Annotated in this window: 15 protein-coding genes, 1 tRNA gene and 1 rRNA gene; 8 read left to right on the plus strand and 9 right to left on the minus strand. The window is 63.2% G+C overall.

All coding sequences use genetic code 11. The features are described from left to right. The 3 genes from rrf to tcdA form a co-directional block, all read left to right on the plus strand. Nucleotides 1-111, plus strand: a 5S ribosomal RNA gene (rrf, locus tag ACEUCR_RS19215); the annotation flags it as partial. A 95-nt stretch (nt 112-206) separates the two neighbouring features. Then, nucleotides 207-283, plus strand: a tRNA-Asp gene (locus ACEUCR_RS19220). A gap of 168 nt (nt 284-451) precedes the next feature. Continuing rightward, nucleotides 452-1276 (plus strand): tRNA cyclic N6-threonylcarbamoyladenosine(37) synthase TcdA, encoded by an 825-nt coding sequence (gene tcdA / locus ACEUCR_RS19225; protein ID WP_408791897.1) that lies wholly within the window; start codon nt 452-454, stop codon nt 1274-1276. Between the two features lie 31 nt (nt 1277-1307). On the opposite strand, the gene ACEUCR_RS19230 is transcribed toward tcdA, so the two are convergent. Both ACEUCR_RS19230 and ACEUCR_RS19235 read right to left on the minus strand, forming a co-directional pair. Further along, entirely contained in the window at nt 1308-1745 is a 438-nt protein-coding gene (locus tag ACEUCR_RS19230) for a SufE family protein (RefSeq protein WP_041997601.1), read from the minus strand. A gap of 13 nt (nt 1746-1758) precedes the next feature. Then, on the minus strand, nt 1759-2979 hold the full coding sequence (locus tag ACEUCR_RS19235; protein ID WP_408791899.1) for a SufS family cysteine desulfurase: 1221 nt from the start codon (nt 2977-2979) through the stop codon (nt 1759-1761). Nucleotides 2980-3131: 152 nt separating this feature from the next. Here ACEUCR_RS19235 and rep point away from each other — a divergent pair, with 152 nt between their 5' ends. Then, on the plus strand, nt 3132-5144 hold the full coding sequence (rep, locus tag ACEUCR_RS19240) for a DNA helicase Rep (RefSeq protein WP_408791901.1): 2013 nt from the start codon (nt 3132-3134) through the stop codon (nt 5142-5144). Nucleotides 5145-5172: 28 nt separating this feature from the next. Here rep and ACEUCR_RS19245 read toward each other — a convergent pair whose 3' ends face one another. The 5 genes from ACEUCR_RS19245 to ACEUCR_RS19265 form a co-directional block, all read right to left on the minus strand. After that, nucleotides 5173-7458, minus strand: coding sequence for a putative bifunctional diguanylate cyclase/phosphodiesterase (locus ACEUCR_RS19245; protein ID WP_408791903.1), 2286 nt, complete (start codon nt 7456-7458; stop codon nt 5173-5175). Between the two features lie 85 nt (nt 7459-7543). Next, nucleotides 7544-7996, minus strand: coding sequence for a c-type cytochrome (locus tag ACEUCR_RS19250; RefSeq protein ID WP_041997593.1), 453 nt, complete (start codon nt 7994-7996; stop codon nt 7544-7546). Between the two features lie 181 nt (nt 7997-8177). After that, nucleotides 8178-9203 carry an L-threonine 3-dehydrogenase gene (gene tdh / locus ACEUCR_RS19255; RefSeq protein ID WP_041997591.1) on the minus strand — a complete coding sequence of 342 codons (1026 nt, stop codon included), beginning with the start codon at nt 9201-9203 and terminating at the stop codon, nt 8178-8180. A gap of 81 nt (nt 9204-9284) precedes the next feature. Beyond that, on the minus strand, nt 9285-10478 hold the full coding sequence (locus ACEUCR_RS19260; protein WP_408791905.1) for a glycine C-acetyltransferase: 1194 nt from the start codon (nt 10476-10478) through the stop codon (nt 9285-9287). 237 nt (nt 10479-10715) lie between these two features. After that, entirely contained in the window at nt 10716-11360 is a 645-nt protein-coding gene (locus ACEUCR_RS19265; protein ID WP_111874941.1) for a TetR/AcrR family transcriptional regulator, read from the minus strand. Between the two features lie 148 nt (nt 11361-11508). Between ACEUCR_RS19265 and rfaD the strand changes: the two genes are divergently transcribed. Both rfaD and ACEUCR_RS19275 read left to right on the plus strand, forming a co-directional pair. Beyond that, nucleotides 11509-12465 carry an ADP-glyceromanno-heptose 6-epimerase gene (gene rfaD, locus ACEUCR_RS19270; protein WP_408791907.1) on the plus strand — a complete coding sequence of 319 codons (957 nt, stop codon included), beginning with the start codon at nt 11509-11511 and terminating at the stop codon, nt 12463-12465. 69 nt (nt 12466-12534) lie between these two features. Next, nucleotides 12535-13641, plus strand: a complete 1107-nt coding sequence (locus ACEUCR_RS19275; protein ID WP_408791908.1) for a glycosyltransferase family 4 protein — start codon at nt 12535-12537, stop codon at nt 13639-13641. A 65-nt stretch (nt 13642-13706) separates the two neighbouring features. Here ACEUCR_RS19275 and ACEUCR_RS19280 read toward each other — a convergent pair whose 3' ends face one another. Both ACEUCR_RS19280 and ACEUCR_RS19285 read right to left on the minus strand, forming a co-directional pair. Continuing rightward, nucleotides 13707-15710, minus strand: coding sequence for an LTA synthase family protein (locus ACEUCR_RS19280; RefSeq protein ID WP_408791910.1), 2004 nt, complete (start codon nt 15708-15710; stop codon nt 13707-13709). A gap of 381 nt (nt 15711-16091) precedes the next feature. Next, a complete protein-coding gene (locus ACEUCR_RS19285) occupies nt 16092-16955 on the minus strand; it encodes a YicC/YloC family endoribonuclease (RefSeq protein WP_408791912.1) in 864 nt (287 codons plus the stop codon). A gap of 147 nt (nt 16956-17102) precedes the next feature. Here ACEUCR_RS19285 and rph point away from each other — a divergent pair, with 147 nt between their 5' ends. Both rph and pyrE read left to right on the plus strand, forming a co-directional pair. Beyond that, nucleotides 17103-17819 (plus strand): ribonuclease PH, encoded by a 717-nt coding sequence (rph, locus tag ACEUCR_RS19290; protein WP_041997563.1) that lies wholly within the window; start codon nt 17103-17105, stop codon nt 17817-17819. Between the two features lie 83 nt (nt 17820-17902). Then, entirely contained in the window at nt 17903-18556 is a 654-nt protein-coding gene (pyrE, locus tag ACEUCR_RS19295) for an orotate phosphoribosyltransferase (RefSeq protein ID WP_201968174.1), read from the plus strand. Nucleotides 18557-18569 lie beyond the last annotated feature (13 nt).

The following is an 18569-nucleotide window of genomic DNA, read 5'->3' on the forward strand; positions in this document are numbered from 1 at the left end:
GCGGCCATAGCGCCGTGGAACCACCTGATCCCATGCCGAACTCAGAAGTGAAACGCGGTAGCGCCGATGGTAGTGTGGCATTCGCCATGCGAGAGTAGGACACTGCCAGGCACCCAATTAAACAGCGCCGTGCACATCACGACGTTGGCCGAGAGGATGACACCTCAGATAAGCGGCACAAGATTTAGCGCAAGCTAACCGAATGCGGAGCGGTAGTTCAGTCGGTTAGAATACCGGCCTGTCACGCCGGGGGTCGCGGGTTCGAGTCCCGTCCGCTCCGCCACTACTTAAGAAGCCCAGTCGAAAGACTGGGCTTTTTTTCGTCTCTGCGATCTCTCTATCTCATCTCAGTTGGCCCGATTTAGTTGCTACATCCCGTTTCATGTTTATCTGAAATTCGCCGCCGCCCATGGTTGTCGCTATAATGGCCGCCCTCAAGCAAGGTGGTGGTATGAAAGCAGAATATCTACAGCGATTCGGGGGCATTGCCCGTCTTTATGGTCAGAGCGCCCTGCGTTCCTTCAGTCAGGCCAAGGTCTGTGTGGTGGGGATCGGCGGCGTCGGCTCCTGGGCGGCAGAGGCGCTGGCCCGTGCCGGCATCAACCAGATCACCCTGATCGACATGGATGATATCTGTATCACCAACACCAACCGCCAGATCCACGCCATGCAAGGGACAGTCGGTCGTCTCAAGACGGAAGTGATGGCCGAGCGCATCCGCGCCATCAACCCCGACTGCGAGGTGATCGAGGTGGATGACTTCGTCACTGTCGACAATCTGGCCGAGCATATCAGGCGGGAGTTTGATTATGTGGTGGATGCCATCGACTCGGTCAAGGCCAAGGTGGCGCTGATTGCCTTCTGCAAGCGCAACAAGATCCCGGTGATCGTCGCGGGCGGCGCCGGCGGGCAGATGGATCCGACCCAAATCACTGTGGCGGATCTGGCCAAGACCATTCAGGATCCGCTGGCGGCCAAGGTGCGCTCCGACCTGCGCCGGCTGCACAATTTCAGCAAGAATCCGGCGCGCAAGTTCGGGGTGGAGTGTGTCTTCTCAACCGAGCAGCTGAGCTACCCGGACGGCAATGGCGGTACCTGTCAGGCCAAGGCGGCCAGCGACGGCAACATGAAGATGGATTGCGCCTCCGGCTTCGGTGCCGTGACGCCGGTGACGGCGACCTTTGGTCTGGTGGCCGCCTCCCGGGTATTGAAGAAGATTGCCGAACGGGGTGCCCGTGCAGAGAAAGAAATCGTAGGGTCGATTAGCGAAGCGTAATCGTCCGCCTCGTCATCAGGAGTTTGCTCGATTACGCCGACGCCAGATCCCGGATCCCCAACACGATAGCTCTGAGCCCGTTGCCCCGCGACGGGCTCAGGTGTTTCTCGAGCCCCAGTTCGCTGAAATAGGCATCCATATCAAAAGCCTGGATAGCATCGGCAGTCTGATGATTGAGTGCCGCCAGCACGATGACGATGAGGCCGCGCACTATGCGGGCGTCGGAGTCGCAGGCAAAGTGCCAGCAGCCATCCTCGCTTTTTTCTCCCTTCAGCCAAGCCTGACTTTCGCACCCTTTCAGGCGGTTCTCTTCCTGTTGCCACCCTGCGGGCAAGGCGGGCAGCAGCTTGCCGAGCTGGATGATGAGCCGGTACTGATTCTCCCAGCCGTTTGCTGCGGCAAACTGCTGACGGATGCTGTCTGCGTCGGGCTCAAGGCCGATCCGGGTATAGGTTGCGAGGCTGTTCATTGGATTGTCTGCCTTAGAAGAAGTCACTGAGTTTGTGCAGGGCGGCCAGCAGGGCGTCCACATCGTCCCGATTGTTGTAGCAGGCCAGGGAGGCGCGCATGGTGCCACCGATGCCAAGGCTCTCCATCAACGGCATGGCGCAGTGATGGCCGACCCGCAGGGCGATCCCCTGCATGTCGAGCAGGGTGGCCGCGTCCTGGGGATGGATGTCATCGAGCAGGAAGGAGACGGCGCCGGCGCGCTGGCCGGGTTCGCCGACCAGCCGCAACCCAGGCACCTGACGCAGGCCGGCAACCAGATAGTCGGTCAGCGCCGCTTCATGGCTGGCCAATGCCCCCCGGTCTTGCGCCATCACAAAATCGATGGCGGCGGCCAGGCCGATGGCCCCGGCAATATGGGGGGTGCCTGCCTCGAACTTGAAGGGCAGGGCGTTGAAGGTGGTGCCGCTGAAGCTGACCCTGTCGATCATCTCGCCGCCGGCCTGCCAGGGCGGCATCCGCTCCAGCAGTTCGGTTCTGCCCCACAACACACCGATGCCGGTCGGACCATAGAGCTTGTGACCGGAGAAGGCGTAGAAGTCGCAGCCGATGGCCTGCACGTCTACTTCTAGGTGAGCCACTGCCTGGGCGCCGTCGATCAGAGTCAGGGCGCCGACGGCCCCGGCGGCCGCCACTATCTGCTCGACCGGATTGACGGTACCGAGGGCATTGGAGACATGGGCCACGCTCACCAGCCGGGTGCGCGACCCCAGCATGGCCAGGTAAGCCTCCATATCCAGATCCCCGCGCTTATCCAGCGGAATGACCCGGATGACGGCGCCGGTGCGCTGGGCGACCAGCTGCCAGGGGACGATATTGGCGTGATGCTCCAGGGTGCTGAGCAGGATCTCGTCCCCGGCCTTGAGCTCGCTCATGCCCCAGCTCTGGGCCACCAGGTTGATCGCCTCCGTGGTGCCGCGGGTCCAGATCACCTCCTGGCTGCGAGGGGCATTGATAAAGCGGGCGACGGCCTCGCGGGCATCTTCGAAGGCGCGGGTGGCGCGGCCGCTCAGGGCATGGGCGGCGCGGTGCACGTTGGCATTGTCGGCCCGATAGTAGTGAGCGATGGCGTCCAGCACCGCCTGCGGTTTCTGGGTGGTGGCGGCGTTGTCCAGATAGATCAGAGGGTGGCCGTTCACCTCCTGCGCCAGGGCCGGAAACTGGCTGCGCAGCCGGTCGTGCTGTTGCTGATTCATGCTCCCCTCATCTCGTCTGGAAAAGTCGGTCATGATCCGGAAAATGGTGGGCAAACACAAGGCGAAGTGGCGGGAGCCCGTGCCCGGTTTCGGCTGCCTGCGGGATCTCTGCTACAATGCCGCCCCTCATCATAAGCCAAGAGATCCGGCCCATGAAGCTCAACCCCAATCAGAACGAAGCGGTCAAGTATGTCTCCGGCCCTTGCCTGGTGCTGGCGGGTGCCGGATCGGGCAAGACCCGCGTCATCACCAACAAGATTGCCTACCTGGTGCAGCAGTGCGGCTACAACGCCCGTAACATCGCCGCCGTCACCTTTACCAACAAGGCGGCACGGGAGATGAAGGAGCGGGTCGGCCAGACCCTGGGCCGCAAGGAAGCGCGGGGGCTCATGGTCTCCACCTTCCATACCCTGGGGCTCGACATCATTCGCCGCGAGCACAAGAGCCTGAATCTGAAGGCGAACTTCTCCCTGTTCGACGACACCGACCAGCTGGCCCTGCTCAAAGAATTGACAGAAGCCGAACTCGACAACGACAAGGACAAGCTCTCGGCCCTCATCAGCCAGATCTCCAACTGGAAGAACGACCTCATCCTGCCGGCCCGGGCCATGCGCATCGCCCGCGGGCCGGAAGAGGTGCTGATGGCTCAGCTCTACGAGCGCTACCACCGCCAGATGGTGGCCTACAACGCGCTGGATTTCGACGATCTCATCGTGATGCCGACCCTGTTGCTCAAGAGCAACCAGGAGGTGCGCGAGCGCTGGCAGAACAAGATCCGCTACCTGCTGGTCGACGAATACCAGGACACCAACACCAGCCAGTACGAGCTGGTGAAGCAGATCGTCGGCGAGCGGGCCCGCTTCACCGTGGTGGGGGACGACGACCAGTCCATCTACTCCTGGCGCGGGGCCAAGCCGCAAAACCTGGTGCTGCTGAACGAAGATTTCCCCAATCTGCGGCTCATCAAGCTGGAGCAGAACTACCGTTCCAAGCGGCGCATCCTCAAGTGCGCCAACATATTGATCGCCAACAACCCCCACGTCTACGACAAGGCGCTCTTCTCCGAGCTGGACGAGGGGGTGAAGCTCAAGGTGCTGTTTGCCAAGAACGAGGAGCACGAGGCGGAGCGCATCGCCGCCGAGCTGATGGGTCACAAGTTCATGAACCGCACCCGCTTCAAGGATTACGCCATCCTCTACCGGGGCAACCATCAGTCGCGCATCTTCGAGAAGGCGCTGATGACCAACCGCATTCCTTACCGTATCTCGGGGGGCACCTCTTTCTTCTCCCGCACCGAGATAAAGGACATCATGGCCTACCTCAAGTTGCTGGTGAATCCAGACGAAGACACAGCCTTCCTGCGGGTGGTCAACCTGCCGCGCCGGGAAATCGGCCCCACCACCCTGGAGAAGCTGGGGCAGTACGCCAACCAGCGTGGCAAGAGCCTGTTTGCCGCCAGCTTCGAGCTGGGGCTCGAACAATCCCTCTCCGGGCGCGGCCTCACCGCGCTGCAGGCTTTTACCAACTGGCTGGTGCGGCTCGGTGATCAGGCGCTGCGCGGCAACCCGGTGGAGGCGGTACGGGACATGATCAAGGAGATCCACTACGAGGAGTGGCTCTACGAGACCTCCCCCAGCCCGAAGGCGGCCGAGATGCGGATGCAGAACGTCTCCACCCTCTATCGCTGGATCAGCGAGATGCTGGAGGGGGACGAGCTGGAGGAGTCGATGACGCTCGCTCAGGTGGTGACTCGCCTCACCCTGCGGGACATGATGGAGCGCAACGAAGGGGAGGACGAAGCGGATCAGGTGCAGCTGATGACATTGCACGCCTCCAAGGGGCTGGAGTTTCCCTATGTCTACATGGTGGGCATGGAGGAGGGTCTGCTGCCACACCAGACCAGCATCGACGAGGACAACGTGGAGGAGGAGCGGCGCCTCGCCTACGTGGGGATCACCCGGGCCCAGGCCGAGCTGACCTTTACCCTTTGCAAGGAGCGGCGCCAGTTTGGTGAGTCAGTGCGGCCTGAGCCGAGCCGCTTCCTGCTGGAGCTGCCGCAGGATGACCTGGAGTGGGAAAACCAGAAGAAGGTGAGTGCGGAGGAGCGCCAGCAGAAGGGGCAGATGGCGGTGGCCAACCTGCGGGCCATGTTCAAGAAGGATTGATGCGGGGGCGATCGCCTCGACGAAGAGGCTAGTCCGGATCCAGCCCAGTTTCAGGCCCCAGCAAGGGGGTGATGTCGCTGCCGGGTAGTGGAGGGGATATGTAACGCCCCTGGCCGAAGGGGCAGCCCAGCTCGATCAGCTGGTGCAGTTGCGCCTGACTCTCTATCCCTTCGACCACCAGGGCGAGATCCAGGTCGCGGCAGATGTCGCGCATGGCGCGGATCAGTGCCAAATCCTTGGGGGAGTGCAGCATGCGGTGGGTGAAGCCATCGTCTACCTTGACGTAGTCCACCGGGTAGTGAAACAGGGAGTTGAGGGAGGAGAAGCCCGAGCCGAAGTCGTCCAGGCTGATCTGTATCCCTCTGGCCCTCAGTTCGTGAAGGCGGGTGATGATGTCGGCATCCTGGCGCGACAGCTCCCGCTCGTTGAATTCGAAGATGAGGTAGCCAGCGTAGACCCCCTCGGCCGCGATGATGTCGAGCAGGGCCTGCACGGCAGGCTCGCTTGCCAGGTGCTGGCCGCACAGGTTGATGGCCAGCTTGAACTTGCGCAGGTCCGCTCTCGGCAGCCAGAGCCTCAGCTGCTGGCAGGCCTGGTGCAGTATCTTGTGATCCAGGGCCTCGATCAGACCGCATTGCTCCGCCAGTGGAATGAAGTCGAAGGCATCCTTGAGCTCCCCTTCCCGGGTGACCCAGCGGGCCATGACTTCCAGTCCCACCAGGCAGTTGTCCTCGAGCCGGATCACCGGCTGGAAGTAGGGTAGGATGCGCCCTTCGGCCAGGGCGTTGGTCAGCTGCTCCTCCGGCGAGGACCAGGCCTGCTCCGCACACTCGGCCGAATAGTGCACCACCCGGGCGCGGCCATTGCGCTTGGCCCGATACATGGCGAGATCCGCCTGATGGAGCAGCTCGCTCACCTCCTGAGTCTGCGCCGACACGCTGGCCACCCCCATGCTGACCGTGATCGTCTGCTCCATGCCCGTCAGCCGGAAGGGGTAGGCCAGGCGAGCCATGATGCGGTTGAGCACAGGTCCGGCCCCCTCCTCCCCCAGGCTGTTGTCCAGATAGATGACGAACTCGTCGCCGCCGAGCCGAGCCACCAGATCGTTCTGGCGCAGGCAGCCCTGCAGACGACGCCCCAGCTCCTTGAGCAGCAGGTCGCCATTGCCATGCCCCAGCTCGTCATTGATCTGCTTGAAGTGGTCTATGTCGAGAAAGATCAGGGTGAAGCCGACGCCGCCATGACGCTGGTAATGGCTCATGGCGTGTTGCAGGTGATCCATCAGCAGGCTGCGGTTCGCCAGGCCGGTGAGGGGGTCGTGCAGGGCATCGAACTGCAGCTTGCGCTCCAGTTCCTGATGCTGGCGCAACTGTTTTTGCAGGCGCAGATTGGCCTGGCGCAGCAGCTGCAACCTGTGGTTGAGCCGCTCCGGCGAATTGAAGTCGTTCAGTTGCTGGCGGATCTGGCCCAGCTCGAGCAGCAGGGTGAGCTGGTTGCGCAGGAAATCGAGAAAGAGGCGATCATCGGCGCCCAGGGGCCGGGTGGTGGCCAGCAGCAAGTGGGCGAAGTAGTGCTGCTGCAACCTAAGCGGCGTGCTGTACCAGTAGAGACCGTCCTGTTCGCGCTCGGTCGGATTGGTCTCATGGCAGAGTCCGCGCAGGAAACCATCCTCCCCCTGGAAGGGGTGGGGATAGAGGTGGCTGGCCTCCTTTGGCCCGAGCCGCATCAGGTGCAGCTGGTGCAGCCCAAGGCTGCTTTGCAGCACACCATCGAGCTGGGCCAGCAGCGCCTGGGTCGGCAGGCTGTTGGCCAGGCGCAGGATGCGATTGATCTGCTCAATCTTGTGCTGCCAGTCGGGGTCTCGGCCGAAGAGGGGCGACGCCGGATCGGTCAGTCTGGCGTGGGTACTGGCCTCCGCCAGTCGCTTGGCCAGGCATTCGAGCAGCAGCCGCAGGCCCGCCTGCTCATGGGGCTCACCCTGCACCAGCAGCCACTGGATCCTGTCATCCTGCACCGGCAGCACGCACCAGCCTTGCTGGCCATCCAGGGCGGCCAGCCCCTCGCTCAGCCCTGGCTCTTCCCGGCCGAGCTGGGCCTTGAGGCCGGGGGCCAGCCCCTCTTCGTAGTGCCAGACAGGGCCATGGGGGCTGAGGCCCAGCAGGCCAATCTGGTGCAGAGGAGTCCATTGCCGCAGATCGGTAAACAGGCGCCGGTAGTGCGCCGGGCTGGCCTGGGCAGCAGGGGGAAAGGCGAGGATGGAGGCGACCAGCGCCAGCAGGGGAGAGGCATCCTGCTCCAGAGAGTAGACAGACATCATGGACTCCCGAGTGACGCTACCCTACAAGGGTAGTCGCAAGCCAAGAGAATAAAAGGGCCGCAATTGCGGCCCTTTCAATGACTTAGAGATTGTCCGTCATGTAGTGGATGGCATTCTCGATCTCTTCATCACTACAGGCCGCGCAGGTACCTCGTGGCGGCATCATGCCAGCCTGGCCGGTGAAGCCTTCGATGGCATGCTTGCGCAGGGTATCGAAGCCCTGGGCAATGCGGGGTTCCCAGGCAGCCTTGTCACCGCGCTTGGGTGCCCCGGCGGCACCGGTATCGTGGCAGGCGAAGCAGGCACCCTTGTAGACGGTCTCACCATCACGGGGGCCGGAGGCGGCCGTGGTGCTGGCCGTGGCCGCCGGGGCTATCCCTTCCAGATCCTTGGCGGTATAGACATCACCCACGGGCTTGATCCGTTCGGCGATGGCTTCCGGCGACATTTCGTCGGCGGCGAACGCGGCGCCGGACAGGCTGGCGACCGCGATACCGGCGACCAGTAAACAGCTCAGTTTTCTCAACACGCTCATGTACTCCCAGCAGGCTCTTATTATCCCTAGAAACGACGGGATTATAACCGAATAGTTACAGGCATTTAAACGCTTGTGTGTGAAGTGTTAAGCAGTCTGTGCGCCGGATCCGGCTCCTGGCAGCGGATGGCAGCAACCCGGCCTGAGCCGGGTTGCTGGGTCATATCCTTCGGTCAGCCGTTCAATCCCAGCTCAGGATCACCTTGCCGGATTGGCCAGAGCCCATGGCATCGAAGCCTTGCTGGAAGTCGTCGATGTGGAAGTGGTGGGTGATGATGGGGGAGAGATCCAGCCCGGACTGGATCAGGCTCGCCATCTTGTACCAGGTCTCGAACATCTCGCGGCCATAGATCCCCTTGATAAACAGCCCCTTGAAGATGACCTGGTTCCAGTCGATCGCCATGGTGGAGGGGGGAATGCCGAGCATGGCGATCTTGCCGCCATGGTTCATCTTGGCCAGCATGTCCTGGAAGGCGGAGGGCACGCCGGACATCTCCAGCCCCACGTCGAAGCCTTCGGTCATGCCGAGATCTGCCATCACGTCGGAGAGCTTCTCCTTGCTGACGTTGACGGCGCGGGTGGCCCCCATCTTGCGGGCCAGTTCGAGGCGGTATTCATTGACGTCGGTGATCACCACGTGGCGGGCGCCCACATGGCGGCAGACGGCGGCGGCCATGATGCCGATGGGGCCTGCCCCCGTGATGAGCACGTCTTCGCCCACCAGATCGAAGGAGAGGGCGGTGTGCACGGCGTTGCCGAACGGATCGAAGATGGCGGCCAGCTCATCCGGGATGTTGTCCGGCAGCTTGAAGGCGTTGAAGGCCGGGATCACCAGGTATTCGGCGAAGCTGCCCGGGCGGTTGACCCCGACTCCGACCGTGTTGCGGCACAGGTGGGTGCGGCCGGCGCGGCAGTTACGGCAATGGCCGCAGGTGATGTGCCCCTCGCCGGAGACGCGATCCCCCACCGCGAAGCCGCGCACCTCCTGACCGATGGCGACCACCTCGCCGACATACTCGTGGCCGACCACCATGGGCACGGGGATGGTCTTCTGGGACCACTCGTCCCAGTTGTAGATGTGCATGTCGGTGCCGCAGATGGCGGTCTTGCGGATCTTGATCAGCAGGTCATTGTGGCCGAGCTCGGGGGCGGGCACATCCGTCATCCAGATGCCGGGTTCGGATTTGAGTTTGGAGAGTGCTTTCATGACGGTTCCTCACGGGTCTGGCCCGGTGCAGAGGTTGAGCTATGGGTCGGTTCAAGAAGGGGCCTGTCGGCCCCTCGCTGTTTATTGAATGATGTTCAGGTCGCGGCCGATGCGGATGAAGGCATCGATGGCCCGGTCCAGCTGTTCGCGGGTGTGGGCGGCGGACATCTGGGTGCGAATGCGCGCCTGACCTTTGGGCACCACGGGGAAGGAGAAGCCCACCACATAGATGCCCTCGGCCAGCATGCGGCTCGCCATCTCCGCGGCCAGCTTGGCGTCCCCCAGCATGACCGGGATGATGGCGTGATCGGCCCCGGCCAGGGTGAAGCCAGCGGCGCTCATGCGGGTGCGGAAGTAGTCGCTGTTCTCTTTCAGGCGGGCGCGCAGGTCGTGACCCTGTTCCAGCAGCTCGAGCACCTTGATGGTGGCCGAGACGATGGAAGGGGCCAGGGAGTTGGAGAACAGGTAGGGGCGGGAGCGTTGACGCAGCCAGTCGATCACCTCTTTTTTGCCACTGGTGTAGCCGCCGGAGGCGCCGCCGAGGGCCTTGCCCAAGGTGCCCGTGATGATGTCGACCCGCTCCAGCACATCGCAGTATTCGTGGGTGCCGCGGCCGTTCTCGCCGATGAAACCGACGGCGTGGGAGTCATCCACCATGACCAGGGCGTCATATTTGTCCGCCAGATCGCAGATGGACTTGAGGTCGGCGATGACACCGTCCATGGAGAAGACGCCGTCGGTGGCGATCAGCTTGAAGCGGGCACCATCGGCTTGGGCCTGCTTGAGCTGGGCTTCCAGTTCGGCCATGTCGTTGTTGGCATAGCGGTAGCGCCTGGCCTTGCACAGCCGCACGCCGTCGATGATGGAGGCGTGGTTGAGGGCATCGGAGATGATGGCGTCCTCGGCGCCGAACAGGGTCTCGAACAGACCGCCGTTGGCATCGAAACAGGAGGAGTAGAGGATGGTGTCCTCGGTGCCGAGGAAGGCGGAGAGCTTCTGCTCCAGCACCTTGTGGCTGTCCTGGGTGCCGCAGATGAAGCGCACCGAGGCCATGCCGAAGCCATGGCTGTCGAGGCCCGCCTTGGCGGCGGCAATCAGCTCGGGGTGGTTGGCCAGGCCGAGATAGTTGTTGGCACAGAAGTTCAGCACCTGCTGCTGGCCGACCTCTATGCTTGCCTGCTGCGCCGAGCTGATGATGCGCTCCTGCTTGTAGAGTCCTTCTGCCTGCACTTGGTCAAGCTGCTCGGTCAGGTGGCGATAGAATCCGTTAGACATCCTCGAACCTCATTGGCTATTACAGCGGTTTATCAACATTGGGCAACATTTTACTGCAACTGCGTCCCATCAATTCAAATTATTATGCTGATATTCAACATGTGTGAAACAGATCACCCGAAGCCTTGTGCCAACTGGCACTGACCGCGCCGCCGATCCTGAGAAAGGGAGCCGTCTGGCCTGCCTCTTTCGCTCCGGATGAGCGGCGCGGCCCGCCATGTCGGGCGAGTTCCGCCCTCAGCCGCCCAGCTGTGCCAGCTGGCGGTAGTGTTGTTCCAGTTGCTGGATCCGGGGAGCGACCTGGGGCTGCACATAGGGGCGCAGCAGGAAGAGCACCCGCATGACCCCCTGATAGAGCAGGGGTTTGGTGATGCGGGTGTGGGGAGCCTGGGCTATCTGGAACGGGATCCAGCAGGTGACCACCATCTTGATGGTCTGGCCCAGATCCGGCAGATCGGCGTCGCTGACCGCTATGATGCCCCCTTCGCGCAGGCTTCTGAGCAGCGCCTCAACGGCGGCACGCAGCTGCTCCTGGGCCTTGAGGTACTTGTGTTGCAGCAGTTCATCGCGACTGAGGATGTCCGGCAGGTTGGCGTAGAAGAAGCGGAACTGCCACATCAGGTAGAAGATGGCGTCCAGGTAGCCCATCAGATCGTCGAGCCGGATCTCGGTGCTGCGGGCCGGGGTGAAGCTCTCGCTGAGATGGCGGGCGTACTGGTCGAAGATGGAGTGGATGATGTCTTCTTTGTTGCGAAAGTGGTAGTAGAGGTTGCCCGGGCTGATGCCGAGGTGGGCGGCGATGTGGTTGGTGGTGATGTTGCGTTCGCCCTGATCGTTGAACAGTTCGATGGCGCTGTGAATGATCCTGTCTCTGGTTTTCATCGCGGTTCCCTCTGCCGGGCCGCCTTGCGTCGAGGTCGTATCCCCTGGCGGCCCGTGATAGACTTTTCGGCAATTTCAAATTGGCTCACTATACACAGCTTTAATCGGCCGTCACACGGTGGGCATCAACGCAGACGAGGCAAACTCCATGATCGTAGTAACGGGCGGTGCAGGCTTTATCGGCAGCAATCTGGTCAAGCAACTCAATGCCATGGGACGAACCGATGTGGTGGTCATCGACGATCTGACCGATGGCACCAAGTTCGTCAACCTGGTGGATCTGACCATTGCCGACTACATGGACAAGGACGAGTTCCAGGCGCGGATCGTCTCCGGTGACGAGTTCGAGGAGTGGGACGGCGGCATCGAGGTGATCTTCCACGAAGGGGCCTGCTCCGCCACCACAGAGTGGAACGGCAAGTTCATCATGGAGGTCAACTACGAGTACTCCAAGGATCTGTTCCACTACTGCATCGAGCGGGAAATCCCCTTCATCTACGCCTCTTCCGCCGCGACCTATGGCGGGCGCAACGACAACTTCATCGAAGATCCCCAGTTCGAGCAGCCCCTCAACGTCTACGGCTACTCCAAGCAGCTGTTCGACCAGTACGTGCGCCGCTGGCTGCCGGAGATCAACTCCCAGGTAGTCGGTCTGAAGTACTTCAACGTCTATGGCCCGCGCGAGCAGCACAAGGGCGCCATGGCTTCGGTTGCCTTCCACCTCAACACCCAGGTGAAGAAGGGGGAGAATCCCAAGCTGTTCGAGGGCTGCGACGGCTTCCCCGACGGCGGCCAGATGCGCGACTTCATCTATGTGGATGACGTCTGCAAGGTCAACCTCTGGTTCTGGCAGAACCCGCAGCAGTCCGGCATCTTCAACTGCGGCACCGGCCGGGCAGAGCCGTTCCAGCACGTGGCCGAGGCGGTGATCAAGCATCATCAGCAAGGGGCCATCGAGTACATCCCCTTCCCGGATCACCTCAAGGGCCGTTACCAGAGCTTCACCCAGGCGGATCTGACCCGCTTGCGCGCCGCCGGCTACCCCGGCGAGTTCAAGACGGTGGCCGAGGGTGTGGCCGATTACATGGCCTGGCTGAACCGTTGAGTCAGGTTTATGTCATGTCAGGGCGCCCTCTCCGGCGCCCTCTCTGTTTGGGCGAAGGCGAGCAAGAACATGAAGGCGAGTGAGATGACGGGGTTGCTGCATATTTGTCTCTCCCAGGGCTGGGGCGGCCTGGAGATGTACCCGCTGCGGGTCGGCAGCGGCATGATGGCGCGCGGCTGGCGGGTCCATGGTCTGGCGCTGCGCGGCAGCAAGGTAGCCGAGGGCATGAAGGCGCAAGGGTTCGAGGTGTTCGAGCTGGACTCCCGCGGCCATGGACTGCGCCAGCTGCTGACCCTGCGCCGCTGGCTCAAGGCGCGGGACATCCGGCTGGTGCACTGCCACAAGTCGGGGGATCTGCTGCTGGCGGCCCTGCTCAAGCGCCTGTGGCCGCTGCGGCTGCTGTTCACCGAGCACATGGGGGCGACCCGGCCCAAGCGGGATCCACTCCATCGCTGGATCTACGGCAAGGTGGATCTGGTGCTCTCCATCAGCGACGAGACCCGCCGCCGCAACCTCAAGGCGCTGCCGCTGCCGGCCTCGCGCATCGAACGGCTCTGGCTTGGCACCGATCTGACCCGGTGTGATGAGCCCGCCGCGGAGATACGCGCCGAACTGGGGATAGCAGAGGATGCCCTGCTGCTCGGGGTGCTGGGCCGGATTGGCCGGGGCAAGGGCCAGCCCGATCTGCTGGAGGCCTTCCTGCTGCTGGCGCAGGCGCACCCCAGGCTGCACCTGCTGATCGTGGGCGGTACTCAGGCCAGCGAAGGGTCGGACGAAAAGGTGGTGGCGGCACTGCGCCAGCGCATCAACGAGGCGGGCATGCAGGAGAGGGTGCTGCTGACCGGCTTTCGCCGCGATACCCAGCGCATGCTGCAAGCCATGGATCTGGTGGCCATCCCCTCCCATAACGAGGCGTTCGGCCTGACGGTGATCGAGGCGATGGCGGCAGGCAAGGCCATCGTCGGTGCCAGCACGGGGGCCGTGCCCGAAGTGCTGGGGGAGGCGGGCCTGCTGGCGACCCCCACCGATCCGGCCGCCCTCGCCGGCCAGATAGCCAGCTTGCTGGTGGATGAGTCGCTGCGCCAGCGGTTGGGGGTGGCGGCCCGGGAGCGGGCGCAGCGGGAGTTCTCCATGAGCCATCATCTGGATGAGCTGGCCCGTCGTTATCAGGGCTGAGACACAGACCCTTCAGGCACAATGAAAAAGGCTTCCCGCGGGAAGCCTTTTTGCTGGGTCGCGCCTCAGTGGGCCGCGGTCTGTGGCTCGCTGAAGCCCTTGATCCGGCTGTTGAGCTGCCAGCGCAGCAGCTCGGGCAGTGCCTGCTGGCGAGCCTGCTGCGCCTCGCTGACGGGCTGTGCCTGCTCCTTCACTTCCAGCTGGCGGTTATCCCGCCAGGGGTAGAAGCTGGGCTTGCCGCTCATGGGGTAGGCGCCCTTGTCATCGATCCAGAGGGTGACGTTGTAGCCGAAGGCGCGCCGCTGGTCGTCGACCGGGGCCAGCATGTTGCGCCCGGCCAGGGTCTGATAGGGGGTATCCGGCAGGCTGAAGCCATACAGGGTGGGGAAGATGTCCTTGTGGGAGCCGACCCGCAGGGGATCGAAGTGCCACCGGCTGTGGGCCAGTATGGTCTTGGGCACATAGAGGTAGAAGGGCACGGCCCGATCCAGCACCTGTTCGCGGGGGTAGAAGGCCTTGAGGCGGCGCATCTGGTGATCGCCGCTGGCGGCGATCAGCGTCTTGTCCCCCAGGGGGGAGCCTTTGATGGCGCTGACGAAACGGCCGAGGGCATCGGCGGCGAACTGATAGGTCCTGAGGATGTTGGCCTGCTCTATGCTGCCATCCTCGGCATGGGCCATGACCCTGGGGGTGGTGGCGATCGGCTGCGGCTGGTAGCGGGGCGGCGTCTCGTAGGGGGGGTGATTGGTGATGGTGAGAATGCTGATGAAGAGCGGCTCGCGGGACTGCTCCAGCAGGGTGCGGGCCAGGCGATAGGCGTAGTCATCGGGCACGCCCCAGGCGGTGACCTCCTTGGCGGCCTCGGGGTAGCGCTTGATCAGGGCATTCTGGTCATAGACCTCGTCGACCCCCTGCACCGGCAGGTAATTGACCAGGTTGCGCCACATCATGTTGCCCGGGGAGATGAAGACCAGCTTGTAGCCCGCCTGTTTGTAGAGGGCAAACGGGGTACCGCTCAGGGTCTGGTGCTGGGCCGAGCTGTGGCTGATGTTCTGCACCGGGCTGTGGAAGAAGAGGGCAGCCAGGGAGGGGGCCGTGCCGTTGTCTTCCGACAGGAAGCGTTTGAAGACGAAGTCTTCTTTGAAGTGGGGGCGCAGACTACCGAGCAGGTCGTTCTTGCCCGGCTCATCGAAGGCCAGCATGTTGCTGCCAAAGCTTTCCATCAGCGCCATCACCACATGGGGCTTGTGGGCGGCGAGCCAGGGATTGACCGGGGTGCGCGCCATCAGGGAGTCGAGCCCGCTGCGCTCAAGCAGAGCCTCTCCCTCGGCCTGGCTGACCGGGGTGAAGACGATGTCCTCCGCCCTGTCCTTGATGGCCCAGTCGATGGCCATCAGGCCGTTCGGGGTCAGCTTGTTGAGGGCGAGCAGATCCGAGACCTGGGCGTTGCCGCGGCGCAGGGGGAAGGTGCCCACGCTGCCACGGCTGATGACAAACAGCAGGGTCAGGGCGATGAGCAGGTAGACGATGAAGACGGGCAGGGGCCAGGGCTTGTGGCCGGCGCGGGCCAGCGTACGCCTGGCCCAGCGGGCCGGCAGCCAGCCCAGCAGCAGCGCCAGGGCCAGCCCCTTGATGATGGGATAGTCCTGCCACATGTTGGCCAGCACGGCCTGGGTGTCGTCTTCGACCAGGCCGAAGGCGAACACGTCTATGTGGGTGTGATAGGTCTGGTAGTAGTAGTAGTTGCCGATGGCGATAGCGCCGATGAGAAAGGCCGTCAGCCCCAGCAGGCGCGGGGCCCAGCGCTGCATGCCCTGCCAGCCGCGTTCGCCCGCCGCCAGCATGAGCCCGACCAGGACGAAGGGGGAAAGCGCCATGCCGGCGATGCGCAGGTCGTAGCGCAATCCGGTCAGCCACATGCGCCGCAGATCGTCGGCCCGATCCTGCAGTTGTGCGGGCTCGACGAAGTGGTCCAGCATCAGATAGCGGGCCGCCATCAGGATCAGTACCAGCCAGAGCAGCTGGTAGCCCAGGGTGCCCAGCAGGGTGCGCAGTCTTGTTTGATACATGCAAGTGTCCATTCACTACCAATAAAACCGGCCCCTGGGGGCCGATCGGAGATCGTGATGCCATGGCCCGTGGCGCCGGGCCGGGATGCGGTCCGCCGCTTGCTGCGGGCACGCCCCAACGGCGGGCGACATCGGCCCCTATGATAAGGAAACTCGCGGCGAGCCGTGAAGGGTTTCTTGCTTGCGTAGGGACGAGGGGCTCAACCGGGGAAGGGATGGGCCTGCCCCCCCAGCTTGACGTACCAGCTCTTGCGATCGTGTTTGACGGTTCAATTAGCCGCATATTCACTACGGGGCGGCTTTGCCATCGAGCCGAAGCGTAAAGAGCCCTTGTGGGTCAAGGGCTCGTCTCTCTGGCATCAGGTGATGTTCAAGCAAGCATCACTCAATGTTCTGGATCTGCTCGCGCATCTGCTCGATGAGGACCTTCAGCTCGACGGCGGACTGGGTCACTTCGGCGTTGATGGATTTCGACCCCAGCGTGTTCGACTCGCGGTTGAACTCCTGCATCATGAAGTCGAGACGACGGCCGCAGGCGCCCCCCTTCTTCATGATCTTGATGGTCTCGCCGATGTGCATCTCCAGACGGTCCAGCTCTTCGGCCACGTCGATCTTCTGGGCCAGCAGCACGATCTCCTGCTCGATGCGGGCGGGATCCAGCTCCACCTTGGCCTCGGCCAGGCGATCGGTGAGCTTCTGGCGCTGCCACTCGATGATCTGCGGCAGGTGCTCGCGCACCTTCTTCACTTCCACCTGGATGCCGTCCAGACGCTGCTGGATCAGTGCCTTGAGGTTGGCCCCTTCGCTGGCGCGGGAGGCGATGAAATCTTCCATGGTCAGATCGAAACCGCCGAGCAGCTCGGTGGCGACCGAGTCCATGTCCTGCTCGGCGGCGGCCATGACACCCGGCCAGCGCAGCACGTCCACCGGGTTGAGCTGGCCCTGGCCCGCCTCTTTCATTACCCAGTTGGCGCTGTCGATGATGAGTTTGGCCAGCTCTTCATTGATATGGAGCTGGCTGGCGGCGGCTTGCGCTGCCTCGAACCTCAGGTTGCACTCCACCTTGCCGCGCTGCAGCTTGGCACGGAAACGCTCACGCAGGACCGGCTCCAGGCTGCGCAGCTGCTCCGGCAGGCGGATATAGGTTTCCAGATAGCGCTGGTTGACCGAACGAATTTCCCAAACGGCTGTGCCCCAGTCGCCCTTGAATTCCTTGCGGGCGTAGGCGGTCATGCTGTGAATCATTGATTGTTCCGGGCTTGATGAAGTGTGCGGCCAGTATACTCAGCCGGGCTTGCCCCGTCAGCCGATGCCGTGGTTTTAGCGGCTGATATTTGGGGCGGGATCACTTATAATCCCCCGCCAATTTGAGCCAGCCCAGAGGTCAGTCCCATGTCCCGTCCCAGCGATCGCAGTGCCGCGCAAGTGCGCCCGGTTACCATCACCCGCAACTTCACCAAGCATGCGGAAGGATCTGTGCTGGTGGAGTTCGGCCACACCCGCGTGCTGTGCACCGCCAGCGTCGACACCAGCGTGCCGCGCTTCCTGAAAGGCAAGGGGCAGGGCTGGGTCACCGCCGAGTACGGCATGCTGCCGCGCTCCACCCACTCCCGGATGAACCGCGAGGCGGCTGCCGGCAAGCAGAGCGGTCGCACCCTGGAGATCTCCCGGCTGATAGCCCGCTCCCTACGCGCCGCCGTGGACCTGACCGCCCTGGGCGAGCACTCCATCACGGTGGACTGTGACGTGCTGCAGGCCGACGGCGGCACCCGCACCGCCGCCATCACGGGCGCCTGCGTGGCCCTGGTGGACGCGCTGAACTGGATGGTGGAGAAGGGCATGCTCAAGCAGAGCCCGCTCAAGCAGATGATCGCCGCCGTCTCCGTCGGCATGTATCAGGGCGAAGCCATCTGCGATCTGGAGTATGTGGAAGACTCCGCCGCCGAGACCGACATGAACGTGGTGATGACCGAAGACGGCCGCATCATAGAGGTGCAGGGCACCGCCGAGGCCGAGCCCTTCACCCACGAGGAGCTGCTGGCGATGCTGGCGTTGGCCAAGGGCGGCATCGACGACATCATAGCGCTGCAGAAGCAGGCGCTCGCTTGAATTTCTGATTTGAAAAACGCGGCATTGACCGCGTTTTTTTATACCCCCACACAAGACAACGACAAGCCAAGCAAGGAGCCAGAATGAAAGCCTACCAGCGTCAATTTATCGAGTTCGCCCTGGAGAAACAGGTTCTCAAATTCGGTGAATTCACCCTGAAATCCGGCCGCAAGAGCCCCTACTTCTTCAACGCCGGCCTGTTCAACAGCGGCCGCGACCTGGCCCGCCTCGGCCGCTTCTATGCCGCCGCCCTGATGGATGCTGGCATCGAATTCGACGTGCTGTTTGGCCCGGCCTACAAGGGGATCCCCATCGCCTCCGCCACCGCGGTGCAATTGGTGGAGCAGCACGACGTGGACGTGCCCTGGTGCTTCAACCGCAAGGAGGCCAAGGATCACGGCGAGGGTGGCAATCTGGTGGGCAGCCCGCTCAAGGGGCGCATCATGCTGGTGGACGACGTCATCACCGCCGGCACCGCCATCCGCGAGTCCATGGATCTGATCCAGGCCAACGGCGCCTCCCTGGCCGGGGTGCTGATCGCCCTGGATCGCCAGGAGAAGGGCAAGGGCGAGCTCTCCGCCATCCAGGAAGTGGAGCGTGACTACGGCGCCCACATCATCGCCATCATCCAGATGAGCGACCTCATCGCCTATCTGGAAGAGAAGCAGGCCGAGCAGCCGGAGCTGGCCGAGCAACTGGCGGCCATGAAGGCCTATCGCGCCCAGTACGGCATCTGACGGCGGTTGGCGC

Origin of the sequence: Aeromonas bivalvium (assembly GCF_046078285.1) — a bacterium.
GTDB classification, from domain to species: Bacteria; Pseudomonadota; Gammaproteobacteria; order Enterobacterales; family Aeromonadaceae; genus Aeromonas; species Aeromonas bivalvium.

Excerpts from the sequence above, each read along its gene's own strand:
- tdh (WP_041997591.1), bottom strand. The coding sequence starts at position 9,203 with ATGAAAGCACTCTCCAAACTCAAATCCGAACCCGGCATCTGGATGACG.
- rep (WP_408791901.1), top strand. The coding sequence starts at position 3,132 with ATGAAGCTCAACCCCAATCAGAACGAAGCGGTCAAGTATGTCTCCGGC.
- rph (WP_041997563.1), top strand. The coding sequence starts at position 17,103 with ATGTCCCGTCCCAGCGATCGCAGTGCCGCGCAAGTGCGCCCGGTTACC.
- ACEUCR_RS19265 (WP_111874941.1), bottom strand. The coding sequence starts at position 11,360 with ATGAAAACCAGAGACAGGATCATTCACAGCGCCATCGAACTGTTCAAC.
- ACEUCR_RS19275 (WP_408791908.1), top strand. The coding sequence starts at position 12,535 with ATGAAGGCGAGTGAGATGACGGGGTTGCTGCATATTTGTCTCTCCCAG.
- pyrE (WP_201968174.1), top strand. The coding sequence starts at position 17,903 with ATGAAAGCCTACCAGCGTCAATTTATCGAGTTCGCCCTGGAGAAACAG.
- rfaD (WP_408791907.1), top strand. The coding sequence starts at position 11,509 with ATGATCGTAGTAACGGGCGGTGCAGGCTTTATCGGCAGCAATCTGGTC.
- ACEUCR_RS19230 (WP_041997601.1), bottom strand. The coding sequence starts at position 1,745 with ATGAACAGCCTCGCAACCTATACCCGGATCGGCCTTGAGCCCGACGCA.
- ACEUCR_RS19260 (WP_408791905.1), bottom strand. The coding sequence starts at position 10,478 with ATGTCTAACGGATTCTATCGCCACCTGACCGAGCAGCTTGACCAAGTG.
- tcdA (WP_408791897.1), top strand. The coding sequence starts at position 452 with ATGAAAGCAGAATATCTACAGCGATTCGGGGGCATTGCCCGTCTTTAT.
- ACEUCR_RS19285 (WP_408791912.1), bottom strand. The coding sequence starts at position 16,955 with ATGATTCACAGCATGACCGCCTACGCCCGCAAGGAATTCAAGGGCGAC.
- ACEUCR_RS19245 (WP_408791903.1), bottom strand. The coding sequence starts at position 7,458 with ATGTCTGTCTACTCTCTGGAGCAGGATGCCTCTCCCCTGCTGGCGCTG.
- ACEUCR_RS19250 (WP_041997593.1), bottom strand. The coding sequence starts at position 7,996 with ATGAGCGTGTTGAGAAAACTGAGCTGTTTACTGGTCGCCGGTATCGCG.
- ACEUCR_RS19280 (WP_408791910.1), bottom strand. The coding sequence starts at position 15,710 with ATGTATCAAACAAGACTGCGCACCCTGCTGGGCACCCTGGGCTACCAG.
- ACEUCR_RS19235 (WP_408791899.1), bottom strand. The coding sequence starts at position 2,979 with ATGAATCAGCAACAGCACGACCGGCTGCGCAGCCAGTTTCCGGCCCTG.